We start from the raw sequence: 12,040 nt of genomic DNA on the forward strand, positions 1-12,040 counted from the left end.
TTTCTCACAGAGCAGACTTATAATAGTCTTCCCATGCCTGAGTTTTTTTGTAGGTAATCTCTTTCTTTTTCGATTTACCTACGACAACACCACCTGAAGCACTAGGCATTTTCTCAGCACTCAGCAACGGTGAAACACCTATGGCTACGCCAGCTGAGCCTAACACAGCGGTTTTAAGAAAACTGCGGCGCATCTTTGTCATACACCCCTCCTTGAAGGTTTTATGTTTACATGTAACCTACATGTAAAACCAATTAACACAAAAATGGTCTTAATTACTTTACCAGTAAAATTAAAATTTTTTGTGCACCAAGAATGATGTTAATGATAAAATAAACACGGAAGTATAAAAATGAAAGTATAGTCTAGTAGTGATACTATAGCCTTTCACGATACCTATGTGAGCTTACACCGTAAGCCTATACCATGAACAACATATAACGTAAATATACCATCAGTAAATAATTATTTACCGATATGTGAAAATGTAACACAAGGCGTGTGATAGTAAACTATAAAAAAAAAGATACTTTAAAATATTAATATTTTCTTAAATATGCAAATTAAGCATAATATGTTAGTTCTTTTTATTGGTTCTCTTTGGTTACAATAACGCTTTTACATGTAAAGGAGAAGCATGCAACCTAAAAAACAGTTTTGGGACACACTTGCAAAGCGTTACCCACACTTTAATACCCCCTCAATGAGTAAAGATGTTCAGGAGATTTTGGCATGGACGAAGGAGCAAGGCATAGCGTATGCACCACAGAGCACACTTTTAGACATTGGCTCTGGAACAGGTACGTTTAGTATTCCTTTAGCGCTTTTACATGTAAAGGTTACCGCCATTGACCCCTCTTCTAATATGCTGGCTATTTTAGAAGAAGATGCTCGAAACGAAGGGGTTATAGAACGGATAAAAACCCATCAAAGCGATTGGGACACTTTTGACGTACCCACACCACCCTATGACATCGTTTTAGCCTCCATGACCCCTGCCATTCATGACATTTTTACCATTGATAAAATGATAGATGCCTCATCCAAACAGGGTGTTTTTGTTTCGTGGGGGTCTTATCGCATCAACCCTTTTGTCGATGCACTCCTTGAGGCACATGCTCCAGAAGAACGCTTTTCCCAAACAGGAAGCATTAAAGCGCAAGATGTTATGGCTCGTCTGGATGCTAAGAACTGTAGCTATGTTAGCAAATGCTTTGAGACCCAATGGAGCGATACCTATACGTTTGAAGAGGCTAAAGAGTATGCCAAAGAGCAGTTGGAGCGTAGAAGCATTGTGCCTGATTTTTCGATCATAGAAACACTTTTACACCAATGCTCTGCTTCAGAGCCGATTGAAATTCATACAAAAGCTGAAAAAGTTATATTAGTATGGAAACATTAAATTATAAAGCCTTTTCTTAATCTTTGTGAAGCTATAATAATACAAGATTTTCATTAGTATTATTATAGCTTATGGAAATATTCATTCCATCTCAAAAGGGCTTCCATGAAAAAAATCCTTTCTCTCTTACTCCTCTTTGCAACAATGCTTTTTTCCCAAACCTATACCGATATGCTAGGGCGCAAGGTGAGCCTTGAAAAAAGTGATAAAATTGTTTGCATCGGGCCTGGTGCACTTCGTCTTGCTGTCTATTTAGGACTTGAAAATCGCCTTGTAGGCATTGAAAAAACAGAAAATGACCCCTCAGCGCTCTCACCCTACCGTACTTTTTTAGGCAAAGAAAAAATTTCAAAACTGCCCATCATTGGCACGGGTGGTCCTGGAAAAATGCCCGATTTAGAAGCCTTGCTTGTTGCCAAACCTGATTTTATTATCGCTTCGTTTGTCGATAAAAATCAACTAGAACTTATTGCTTCTAAAACCAACATTCCCCTGATTGCCATCAGTTATGGCGCTTCGTACGGTGGCACCAGTAAAAAAAATCTGGACGACATTAAAAACTCCTTGTTGCTTCTAGGAGACATCACCCATACCAGCCAAAGAGCACACGCCTTAGTGGCGTTTATTAAGGCGCAAGAAGAAGCCCTGGGTGCGATTTCATTACCCTCTCAAAAACTCTATGTAGGGGGCATTGGGTATAAAGGGGTGCAAGGGCTTACAAGCACGGAAGCCACCTACCCTCCTTTTGAACTCTTAGGACTTAAGAACAGTGTTTTTGAGGGCACAACGACGCAAGGACACCAATTTATTGAGTTAGAAGCCCTTATGAAAAACGATCCCGATATTATTTTTATTGATTTATTTGGCAAACAAAAAGTCGAGCAAGACTATCTCACACAAAAAGCACTCTACGACACACTAAAAGCTTACAAAACAGGCAATGTCAAAGAGATTTTAGGTTTTAATTTTTACAGTACCAATGTGGAAAACCTGCTTGTCATCGCATGGCAAATTGCTGCACATTTAGGTGCACCCGTGGATGTCAATGAAAAAGCCCATGCTATTTTTAATGCCTTTTATACCGAGCCAAAAGGAAGCGTTCTTCTTGAATCCTTGCCCTATGGATTTGCTAAAAAATGAGTCTTCAAAGCGTGTATCGTAAGCGTTTTTTAAAACGCTTTTTCATCTCCTTTGGCTTTGTAGGCTTGATTGTTTTACTGCTATGGGTAGCGCTTATTAGTGGCTCTAGCGGTGTTGTGTGGAGTGATAGTGTAAAGCTTTTAGAGCTTAGCAAAGAGCCTGATTCGTTTCGTATGATTATTGAATCTATTCGTTTGCCTCGTGCCTTAGCTGCGCTTTTAGTGGGGATGCTTTTAGGACTCTCAGGTGTTGCCATGCAAGGTGTTTTGCACAATCCTTTGGCATCTCCCTTCACACTGGGCATCTCTCAAGCGGCAGGATTTGGTGCGGCATTTGCCATTATTGTTTTAGAAAGTAGTACCTTTTCAAATCCATTTATCTCAAAATTTAGCATTGCCTTGTGTGCCTTTCTTGCCAGCATGCTCTGTACTGCTTTAATTGTTTGGATTGGTAAAAAAGTACACATGCGCCCAACCAGTATTATTTTAGCAGGCGTGGGGCTGGGTTCCTTGTTTCATTCAGGTACCATGTTTTTACAATACTTCACGACTGAAATCAATGCCGCAGCAGCCTTGTTTTGGACTTTTGGTGATTTAAGCAAAGCCAATCATGAAAATTTACTCTTTCTCACGCTTGTGTTTATTCCTGCGTTGCTTCTGTTATGGATAGGGCATTGGAAGTTTGATGCGCTTTGTTTTGGTGATGAGAGTGCTTTTAACAAAGGGGTTCATGTCCAACGCTTTCGCAGTGTGGTCTTTTTAGTCTCAGCGCTTTGCACCGCCATTGCGGTTGCCTTTTTTGGCATTATTGGTTTTATTGGACTCATTGCCCCTCATCTTATTCGCCTTTTGCTTGGAGGCGCACACAGTATGCTGATTCCTCTTTCTGCCTTGTGCGGGGGCGCTTTGCTCTTAGGTGCGGATTTGCTCGCTCGTATGATGCTCTATCCCTCCGTGCTTCCTGTGGGTATTTTGACCTCCTTTATTGGTGCCCCCATGCTTTTGTACCTTCTTGCCACACAAGGAAAATTACGATGAGACTTCGTATCGAAAATCTCTGCTGTAGTATAGGGAAAAAATGCCTGCTTGAGGCGATTAACACCGATGTACACAGTGGTGAAATTATGGGAATTATTGGGCCAAACGGTGCAGGGAAGAGTACCCTTTTAAAACACATTGCAGGAATTTTACCCTGTAAAACTATTTTCTTAGATGAAAAAGAGTTAAGCACGCTGAGTGTACGTGAGAGAGCCAAAGAGATTGCCTATCTCTCCCAATTTGCCACGACGCCTTCCATGAGCGTTTTAGAAGTGTTAGAGCTTGGGCGAAGAGCGTACAGTGGCATGCTGCTCACGCACAAAGACAAAGCCTTGATGGATGAGAGCATTCACCATTTCAATCTCGCACCTTTACTCGAGCGCAACATTGCAACCCTAAGTGGCGGAGAGAGGCAAAAGGTACTGATTGCAGGAGCGCTGTTACAAGAGCCAAAGGTGCTTTTGCTGGATGAGCCCATCTCGCATCTTGACCCTAAAAATCAGCTAGAGATGCTTCTTGCCATGCGTCATGTCACGCAACATAAAGCGTTAATCACGCTCATTGTTTTACACGATATGCAACATGCGATTCACTACACCCATCGGCTTTTAATGCTTAAAAAGGGACGCATTATCCACGATACCCCAACCAAAGAGGTAGAAGCTTCGATGTTACAAACGCTTTTTGATGTTCAAACCTCTTTACATGTAAACAATGGACACACCTTTGTTTACTATGAACATCATCATGATGAAACACACCTCAAACACCATCACTAAAAGGAAAACTCATGAGACACTTATGGGAAAAATGTGTGGCATTTCATGGGCATGAATGTCCAGGTCTTGCCATCGGATTTAGAGCAGCAGAAGCAGCCCACACATGGCTTGGTATGACAGGATTTTCACAAGATGAAGAGTTGGTTTGCGTCACCGAAAACGATGCGTGCGGGGTTGATGCTATTCAAGTGCTTTTAGGCTGTAGTTTTGGCAAAGGCAATCTTATCTACAAAGACACAGGCAAACAAGCTTTTAGTTTTTTTGACCGCAAACAGCACAAACAAGGACGCATTGTTTTTAAAAAATCTTTGATGCCCACTATGGATAGAAAAGCGATGCAAGCGCACATTTTAAACGCACCGCTTGAAGAGCTTTTTAGCCTCAAAGACGTCTCTTTTGAACTACCCGAACGTGCACGACTTTTTGCCTCCATACTCTGCGAAAAATGCGGAGAGAGCGCACCTGAACATAAAATACGTCTGGAGGAAGGGCAAAAAGTCTGTTTGGATTGTGCAAAACCCTATACCCGTGGATTTTAGCTTTATGCTATAATCCACAAGCGTTTTTTTAAAGGTTCAACCATGGTATATACCCTTTTGGCAATTTTCTCAGGTGCGGGTTTTGGTGCACTGATGCGGTATTTTTTAGGATTAAAACTCAACAGCATCTATCCTTTGATTCCACTAGGAACCCTTGGGGCAAATTTGCTCGGTGGTTATCTCATTGGTGTAGCCATTGCTTTTTTCGCTTCCAATACAACCCTCTCTTTAGAGTGGCGTTTGTTTATTATTACAGGTTTTTTAGGCGGATTGACCACCTTTAGTACCTTTAGTGCAGAGATGTTAAACCTGTTTCAAGAAGGACGTTTGAGCATGGGAGTGCTTGCCATTCTTTTACATGTAATGGGCTCCATCGTCATGACATTTTTAGGCGTTGCTAGTTATACCCTACTTCAAAAAGGAAGCTTATGAAAGGTTTTCAACTCACATTTTCAACCCTACAAAGTCGCAAACACCCTAGTGGTGAGTATCTAAGCGATTGGCTGATGCACATGGCACAAACGGCTGGCATTCAAGGGGTAACTCTTCTTAAAGCCTCACAGGGCATTGGTCGAGATGGAAAAGTTCGCTCTGCAGGGTTTTTTGAACTTGCTGATGAACCCATTGAAATCATTATGAACGTGAGTGAAGAGACGTGCGAAACACTTCTTTCTACTTTAAAAAAGGAAAATCTAGGGCTTTTTTACACCAAAATCGCCATAGAATTTGGCACCCTTTAGCTTTACATGTAAAGATTTTAAGCCTGACGTGTTACACTTTCAAAGTCGTTATATATTAGAACTACATAAGGGAAGGAAATGGGCGAAACACTCAGTGCTGGTCTGATGCAATTTGATAAGCCTGCACTCTTAGAAAAACGGATTAAACTTTTAGAAGCAATTTTAGATTGTGGGTCTATTTCAACCGCTGCCAAACGTGTGGGACTGAGCTATAAAACCGCATGGGAAGCCATAGACACCATGAACAATCTCTCACAAACCCCTTTGGTGATTCGCACCACAGGAGGTAGCGGTGGTGGAGGAACAACCTTAACACCCTTTGGCAAAGAGATGATAGAAAACTATACCCTTCTCAAATCGGAGTATGAGCGTTTTATTCACAACCTCTCCTCTATTTCTACGCTCAACATAGAGCACATCAAGCACCTCAAAAGGATGAGTATGCAAATTAGCGCACGCAATCAACTCATGGGAAAAGTAGCCCACATCAAACACGGTACGGTGAGTGCCGAGGTTTCTATGGTACTTAAAAGTGGAACAACCTTGATTTCCAACATTACGCACAGTGCCATTGAAGAACTCAATTTATGCGTAGGCGATGAAGTGGTAGGCATTATTAAAGCCTCTAGCGTTTTACTTACCACGACCTTAGATATAGCCACCAGTGCTCGTAATAAACTCACAGGTCTGGTGTGTGATGTGAAACGTGGCGAAATTAATTCGCAAGTGAGTTTGGATATTGGCGATGGAGATGTTATCACAGCGACCATTACCACGGAGTCTTTAGAGAGCCTTGCCTTGGATGTCAATCAAAAAATTTGTGCGCTTATCAAATCAAGCAGCATTCTCATTGGAAAATAAAACACGCTTTACATGTAAAAAGGATTTTTGAAATGATGGATATTTTAGAAGAAGATATTGGGCTGATTGATATTACCACAGAGGGTTTGGGATTTGGGGCAAAAGCAGCAAAAATCTCCTTTGCACCCAAAACTGAAGTCATTGTCTGTGGGGTTGAATTGGTTGAGCAAATGTGTCAGCGTTTAGGGCTTGAGACTCAATGCTTTAAGCAATGCGGCGATAAGGTCCGTGCAGATGAGTGTGTCCTTGAAGCGTATGGCAGAGCCGATGCGGTGCATAAAGTTTGGAAAGCGAGCCAAAACCTTTTGGAATTTTTAAGTGGTATTGCCACTAAAACCAATCACATGCTCCTCTTAGCACGCCTTCATCAACCGCACATCGAACTTTTAACCACGAGAAAAATCTTCCCTCGCACCAAAGCACTAGCACTCAAAGCAGTCTATGCAGGCGGAGGTGCGCACCATCGTTTGGGCTTGTATGACTCGATTTTAGTCTTTAAACAACACCGTGTCTTTTTTGAAAGCAAAGAGGCATTTGAAGCTCAATTTGCCAAAATGAAACAAAAATTTCTGGAAAAAAAGATTGCAGTTGAAGTTGAAAATTATGAAGAGGCTCTGTATTTTGCACATTTAGGTACCGATATTTTACAATGCGAAAAAATGGATTTTGAAACACTCAAACGCTGTGTGGCGCTGAAGAAAAATTTTCCCTCTCTACTGCTTTCTGCCACAGGGGGCATTGGTGAACACAATATCGAAGATTTTGCAAAAACGGGTGTGGATTTTATTGTCACCTCTTCGCCCTACCATGCCAAACCCTCTGACATTCGTGTCACCATCGAAATGCTCTAAATAAAGCCCCAAAAACGGGGCTTTATGCTTTACATGTAAAGAGAAAAAACGTCCTAAAACTTCCCTTTTTCTTTCAATTTTCTATACCACGCATTGTGAAGGTATTTGACTTCTTCTTCTTCCACATAGCCTGTAATAATGCTGTGAATAGCCCCTTTAATCGCCACTGCTGCCATATAAATATGCGTAAAGAAAACAGCAACTAAAATAAAGCCCATCACGTTATGAATAATCGCAGAAGCCCGTAGCATATCAATGTGGCTAAGCCCCGTAAGGTTATGCAACATCTCAATTTTAAAATCCATAAAGAACATCATGGCGCCACTTAAAATCATGACCAACCCACCTAAAATACACACCCAATACCACATTTTTTGACCTGCGTTAAATTGGGTTGCATTGATGATGCGTTTTTCTTTGGAGAGGTATCCTCCTAGAATCATAAACCATTTGATATCTTCCAGATTAAAAATCGCCTCTTTAATCCACATCACAGCCATAGGAATAATCACAATGGCAAAAGGAATGGTAAAAATACCGTGAAGGTTTTTTGCCGTTCGAACGAGTGTTCCACCCCCAAAGAAATCACCAAAAACGATGATAAACCCTGTGGGAATAATGACCAAAAAACTCACCGCTGCTATTTGGTGGATGGCTCTATGGAACAGATTAAAAGCATAATGTTTCTTATGACTGTGTGGAAATACTTTTTGCCCTATAATTTTATAGTGCAAGAAAAACACAGCAGGAACGCCAATTAAGACGGCTAGAAAAACCCATGCAAAGTATTGGCTTTGAAGCAAGGTAAACCAAGCTCCGAGTTTTAGAGTATCTTCTTGACCATACCCTAAGATATTTTGAATACGCATTTCACCCCAGATTTGGCTATCCGTAGCAAAAGCTACGGTAGCAAAACCCAGAAGCGCAATGAGTGCGTAGATGTACTTTCTCATTGCTTTTCCTTTCATTGGTTTTTATAGGCTTTATCCCAGCCATACGATGAACTCATACCTTTTCCGCCACGAGCTGCCACACGTGTTCTAATAACATTAGACACAGACTCTGCATCGCCTACAAGCAATGCTTTGGTTGAACACATGGCCGCACACACAGGTACTTTTCCCTCAGCAATACGGTTTTGACCATACAGTTCAAATTCATGATGCGAATTGGTCTCTAAAGGCCCTCCTGCACACATAGTACATTTATCCATCGCCCCTTTGGTACCAAAAATGCCCTCTCGTGGGAATTGTGGCGCACCAAATGGACATGCGTACAAGCAGTACCCACAACCAATACACTTCTCTTTATCGTGAAGGACAATGCCATCTTCCCTGATGTAAAAACAATCCACAGGACACACCTGCTCACATGGAGCGTCCGTACAGTGCATACATGCCACTGAGGTTGAGATTTCCTTACCAGGAATTCCCTCAAAAAGGGTAATCACTTTTCTTCGTGCAATGCCTACAGGAAGTTCATGCGCTTCCGCACACGCAATGCTACAGCCATCACACTCGATACATCTGCTCTCATCGCAGTAAAATTTCATTCTTGACATTTCATGACTCATCATCTACTCCCCTACGCTTTCTCTACACGGCATAAACCCGCTTTTGATGCAGGAATCTGTGTAATGATGTCATACCCATAAGCAACAACGGTATTGGCACACTCACCGCTTGCAAATGGCTTGGTTCCCGCTGGGAAGTTGCCTGTCATATCCACACCTTGCATATAACCACCAAAATGGAACGGTAAGAAGACCATATGCGGTAAAACCGTATGCGAGTACTTTGCTTTCACTTTAATCTTTGTTCCAGCAGGTGAGTGAACCCACATCATTGAACCATTTTGAATACCATGCTGTTTAGCAAGTTCTGGATGAATATCGCAGAACATATCAGGTGTGAGCGCACAAATGTATTTGGAGGCTCTGTTTTCCAAACCAGCACCCATCATGGTAACCAAACGACCTGTGGTCATCACAATTGGGAACTCTTTGGTATAGTCTTGTCCTTTTTGAATCGAAGCATACTTGGTCGTCACACGGAAGTGATTTGCTTTATCCGCATACGTTGGGTACTTTTCAACCAGATCAGGACGTGGTGAATAAAGAGGTTCTCTGTGCATTGGAATACGATCAGGAAAATTCCATACCACCGCTCTTGCTTTGGCATTTCCATACGGCGTCAAACCAGCTTCAAGTGCTAAATCAACCAATTTACCACTGGTACATGTTTTCCAGTTTGCCCCACATAACTCTTTTTCAGCAGCACTTAAAGGTCTACCGATAAGCTTTTCAATGTTCTCTTTGGTAATTTCAGGGTATCCGCCATCGACTTTTGAATCAAGAGGCGCTGAACCTTTGCCTGCAAGAAGGCTCACGCCATCTTTTTCCAAACCAAAGTTATTTCTAAAGCCCATACCACCTTCACTCACAGGAACATCGACGTTATAAAGGTTTGGCGTTCCACCGTGTTTCACACTCCAACATGGCCATGGAAGACCGTAGTATTCGCCTTTCATTGCACCTCTACCTGCACCTGTTACTTCATCAAACATGTGCCAGTTCTCGGTGTGCTTTTTAATACGCTCAGGTGTCCAGCCCATCATACCGATGGTTCTTAGGGTTCGAGAAATCTCAATGGTCGCATCTTCAGGCCATTGAAAGGTTATTTTATTGGGTGTTTTCTCAAGATAACCATCTTCTTTTAGATGCATCATCATAGAGCGTGTGTACTCTTCATAAAAGCCTAAACGCTTGGCTAACTCAAACATAATCTCATGGTCTGCTTTACTCTCATAAAGAGGCTCCACTACTTTAGAACGCCACTGCGCACTTCGGTTGGTTGCAGAGACGGTACCACTGCTTTCAAACTGTGTTGCACTTGGCAAGATGAAAAGATTGTCTTTTCGATTGGTTAGAACAGCCGCTTCATTGACAAACGGATCAGCGATCACCAAAAGTTCTAAGTTATCAAGACCTTGTTGGATTTTGAGGTTTTGCGATGTTGAGGTAATACCACACCCCATAACAACCAGCGCTTTAAGGTTGGTTCCTGCATTTTCAATGGCATCTTCACCCTCTTTACCCGCTAAAACACCTGCCCACCAACGAGCTAAGGTAAAGCCTGGTTTTCCCATCCATGAAGCGTCTTTAAATTGGGATTTGATGTAGTCGTACTCCACACCCCACATACGTGCGTAGTATTTCCATGAACCCTCTACTAAGCCATAATAGCCTGGAAGTGTGTCTGATAGACATCCCATATCGGTCGCACCTTGAACGTTATCATGACCTCTTAGAATGTTGGTACCACCACCCGCTTTTCCCATATAACCTAGTGCCATTTGAAGAATTGGAGCAATACGAGTGTTTCCTGTACCAATGGTGTGTTGGGTTAAACCCATTGCCCAAAGAAGTGTACCTGGAGAATTTTTTGCATAAATCGTTGTAATTTCAATAAGTGTTTCTGCTTTGACACCTGTTACATCCGCAACCAATTCTGGCGTCCATTTGGCAGCTTCTGCTCTGATTTCATCCATACCATACACACGATCTTCAATGTATTTTTTATCTTCCCAACCATTTTTAAAAATGATATGCAGCATACCATAGACAAACGGAATGTCTGTGCCTGGACGGATTTGTGCAAAGTAGTCTGCTTTGGCAGCACTTTTGGTAAAGCGTGGATCAATAACGATAATTTTAGCGTTATTGCGCTCTTTTGCTTTTAAAATATGACCAAAACCTACAGGGTGATTTACCGCTGGATTACACCCGATAATAAAGATAGATTTTGCATTTTGGATGTCTCCAAACGAGTTTGTCATTGACCCATATCCTAATGTGTTCGCCACACCGGCGACTGAGGAGCTGTGTCAGATTCTTGCTTGGTGATCTATATTGTTGGTACCAAAAAATGCGGCAAACTTTCTAAAGTAGTAGGCTTGCTCATTACTCATTTTCGCTGAACCTAAAAATTGAACCGCGTCTGCGCCATCTTTTTTCTTAAGGTCTGCTAGTTTGGTTGCAATGCGGTTAAGCGCATCGTCCCAACTTAAACGCTTCCATTGACCGTTTTCTTTGACCATTGGGTATTTAAGGCGTACTTCTGATCTGACCATATCGATCATATCAGCACCTTTACAGCAGTGTCCACCAAGGCTGATTGGGTGGTCTTGAGCAACTTCTTGACGAACCCATACACCGTTGTGAACCTCTGCAATGACACCACATCCCACAGAACATGACGTACAGATAGTTTTTACTTTCTTGCTTCCTGGAAAGGGGTCTTTGACCTCTTCTTCTGTTGCGGCTCGTGTTACTTTCTCACTTGCAAAACCTGAAGTGGCACCAAAGGCACCAGCAACCGCTGCCATTTTGAGAAAAGACCTACGACCCACCGTCGTACTAAGCGCTTGAGCTGTTGACTCTTGCATAAACGATTTCTCCTCTTTTCTTACAAGGCTGATTTATAATAATCATCCCATGCTTGTGTTTTTGTATAAGTAATCTCTTTTTTAGGAGATTTCCCTTTTACAACGCCGTTTGTACTTTTTGAACCAGAAACACTTGCATGTACACTCACAACACCTGCTGTTGCTACCGCACCCACAAGAGCTGCTTTTTTAACAAAGCCACGTCTGCTTTCGTTCATATCGCACCTCCTTCATCATTTTGATCT

The 12,040-nt window shown here is 42.1% G+C and carries 14 protein-coding genes; 9 read left to right on the forward strand and 5 right to left on the reverse strand.

What is annotated here, in order from left to right; genetic code table 11:
* Window positions 1–4: 4 nt before the first annotated feature.
* Complete coding sequence (locus SULBA_RS10885) at window positions 5–202, reverse strand: twin-arginine translocation signal domain-containing protein (protein WP_014770342.1); 198 nt, start codon at window positions 200–202, stop codon at window positions 5–7.
* Between the two features lie 435 nt (window positions 203–637).
* On the opposite strand from SULBA_RS10885, the gene SULBA_RS10890 reads away from it, so the two are divergent.
* The 9 genes from SULBA_RS10890 (at window position 638) to modD (ending at window position 7,349) form a co-directional block, all read left to right on the forward strand.
* Window positions 638–1,402 (forward strand): class I SAM-dependent methyltransferase, encoded by a 765-nt coding sequence (locus SULBA_RS10890; protein ID WP_014770343.1) that lies wholly within the window; start codon window positions 638–640, stop codon window positions 1,400–1,402.
* A gap of 105 nt (window positions 1,403–1,507) precedes the next feature.
* The gene (locus SULBA_RS10895) at window positions 1,508–2,542 is read left to right on the forward strand and encodes an ABC transporter substrate-binding protein (RefSeq protein ID WP_014770344.1); all 1,035 of its coding nucleotides are present in this window, start codon (window positions 1,508–1,510) and stop codon (window positions 2,540–2,542) included.
* On the forward strand, window positions 2,539–3,579 hold the full coding sequence (locus SULBA_RS10900; RefSeq protein WP_014770345.1) for a FecCD family ABC transporter permease: 1,041 nt from the start codon (window positions 2,539–2,541) through the stop codon (window positions 3,577–3,579). Before SULBA_RS10895 ends, SULBA_RS10900 begins: the two co-directional genes overlap by 4 nt.
* A complete protein-coding gene (locus tag SULBA_RS10905; RefSeq protein WP_014770346.1) occupies window positions 3,576–4,358 on the forward strand; it encodes an ABC transporter ATP-binding protein in 783 nt (260 codons plus the stop codon). The genes SULBA_RS10900 and SULBA_RS10905 overlap by 4 nt, the downstream gene beginning before the upstream one ends.
* Window positions 4,359–4,369: 11 nt before the next feature.
* Window positions 4,370–4,897 (forward strand): FmdE family protein, encoded by a 528-nt coding sequence (locus tag SULBA_RS10910; protein WP_014770347.1) that lies wholly within the window; start codon window positions 4,370–4,372, stop codon window positions 4,895–4,897.
* 42 nt (window positions 4,898–4,939) lie between these two features.
* Window positions 4,940–5,329, forward strand: a complete 390-nt coding sequence (gene crcB / locus SULBA_RS10915; RefSeq protein ID WP_014770348.1) for a fluoride efflux transporter CrcB — start codon at window positions 4,940–4,942, stop codon at window positions 5,327–5,329.
* Window positions 5,326–5,637, forward strand: coding sequence for a DUF190 domain-containing protein (locus SULBA_RS10920; RefSeq protein WP_014770349.1), 312 nt, complete (start codon window positions 5,326–5,328; stop codon window positions 5,635–5,637). The genes crcB and SULBA_RS10920 overlap by 4 nt, the downstream gene beginning before the upstream one ends.
* Before the next feature lie 78 nt (window positions 5,638–5,715).
* Window positions 5,716–6,498 (forward strand): TOBE domain-containing protein, encoded by a 783-nt coding sequence (locus SULBA_RS10925; RefSeq protein WP_014770350.1) that lies wholly within the window; start codon window positions 5,716–5,718, stop codon window positions 6,496–6,498.
* 32 nt (window positions 6,499–6,530) lie between these two features.
* Window positions 6,531–7,349 (forward strand): ModD protein, encoded by an 819-nt coding sequence (gene modD / locus SULBA_RS10930; RefSeq protein ID WP_014770351.1) that lies wholly within the window; start codon window positions 6,531–6,533, stop codon window positions 7,347–7,349.
* A 53-nt stretch (window positions 7,350–7,402) separates the two neighbouring features.
* On the opposite strand, the gene SULBA_RS10935 is transcribed toward modD, so the two are convergent.
* Genes SULBA_RS10935 through SULBA_RS10955 form a run of 4 tightly spaced genes read right to left on the reverse strand, consistent with a single transcriptional unit; the run spans window position 7,403 to window position 12,013 of the window.
* Window positions 7,403–8,302, reverse strand: coding sequence for a formate dehydrogenase subunit gamma (locus SULBA_RS10935; protein ID WP_014770352.1), 900 nt, complete (start codon window positions 8,300–8,302; stop codon window positions 7,403–7,405).
* An 11-nt stretch (window positions 8,303–8,313) separates the two neighbouring features.
* Window positions 8,314–8,922 (reverse strand): formate dehydrogenase FDH3 subunit beta, encoded by a 609-nt coding sequence (fdh3B, locus tag SULBA_RS10940; protein ID WP_014770353.1) that lies wholly within the window; start codon window positions 8,920–8,922, stop codon window positions 8,314–8,316.
* 11 nt (window positions 8,923–8,933) lie between these two features.
* Window positions 8,934–11,795 (reverse strand): formate dehydrogenase subunit alpha, encoded by a 2,862-nt coding sequence (locus SULBA_RS10945; RefSeq protein WP_083834407.1) that lies wholly within the window; start codon window positions 11,793–11,795, stop codon window positions 8,934–8,936.
* 20 nt (window positions 11,796–11,815) lie between these two features.
* Complete coding sequence (locus SULBA_RS10955; protein WP_014770356.1) at window positions 11,816–12,013, reverse strand: twin-arginine translocation signal domain-containing protein; 198 nt, start codon at window positions 12,011–12,013, stop codon at window positions 11,816–11,818.
* Window positions 12,014–12,040: the final 27 nt, after the last annotated feature.

Source organism: Sulfurospirillum barnesii SES-3 (assembly GCF_000265295.1).
In the GTDB taxonomy this organism is placed as follows: domain Bacteria; phylum Campylobacterota; class Campylobacteria; order Campylobacterales; family Sulfurospirillaceae; genus Sulfurospirillum; species Sulfurospirillum barnesii.

Excerpts from the sequence above, each read along its gene's own strand:
- SULBA_RS10885 (WP_014770342.1), bottom strand. The coding sequence starts at position 202 with ATGACAAAGATGCGCCGCAGTTTTCTTAAAACCGCTGTGTTAGGCTCA.
- SULBA_RS10890 (WP_014770343.1), top strand. The coding sequence starts at position 638 with ATGCAACCTAAAAAACAGTTTTGGGACACACTTGCAAAGCGTTACCCA.
- SULBA_RS10895 (WP_014770344.1), top strand. The coding sequence starts at position 1,508 with ATGAAAAAAATCCTTTCTCTCTTACTCCTCTTTGCAACAATGCTTTTT.
- SULBA_RS10900 (WP_014770345.1), top strand. The coding sequence starts at position 2,539 with ATGAGTCTTCAAAGCGTGTATCGTAAGCGTTTTTTAAAACGCTTTTTC.
- SULBA_RS10905 (WP_014770346.1), top strand. The coding sequence starts at position 3,576 with ATGAGACTTCGTATCGAAAATCTCTGCTGTAGTATAGGGAAAAAATGC.
- SULBA_RS10910 (WP_014770347.1), top strand. The coding sequence starts at position 4,370 with ATGAGACACTTATGGGAAAAATGTGTGGCATTTCATGGGCATGAATGT.
- crcB (WP_014770348.1), top strand. The coding sequence starts at position 4,940 with ATGGTATATACCCTTTTGGCAATTTTCTCAGGTGCGGGTTTTGGTGCA.
- SULBA_RS10920 (WP_014770349.1), top strand. The coding sequence starts at position 5,326 with ATGAAAGGTTTTCAACTCACATTTTCAACCCTACAAAGTCGCAAACAC.
- SULBA_RS10925 (WP_014770350.1), top strand. The coding sequence starts at position 5,716 with ATGGGCGAAACACTCAGTGCTGGTCTGATGCAATTTGATAAGCCTGCA.
- modD (WP_014770351.1), top strand. The coding sequence starts at position 6,531 with ATGATGGATATTTTAGAAGAAGATATTGGGCTGATTGATATTACCACA.
- SULBA_RS10935 (WP_014770352.1), bottom strand. The coding sequence starts at position 8,302 with ATGAGAAAGTACATCTACGCACTCATTGCGCTTCTGGGTTTTGCTACC.
- fdh3B (WP_014770353.1), bottom strand. The coding sequence starts at position 8,922 with ATGAGTCATGAAATGTCAAGAATGAAATTTTACTGCGATGAGAGCAGA.
- SULBA_RS10955 (WP_014770356.1), bottom strand. The coding sequence starts at position 12,013 with ATGAACGAAAGCAGACGTGGCTTTGTTAAAAAAGCAGCTCTTGTGGGT.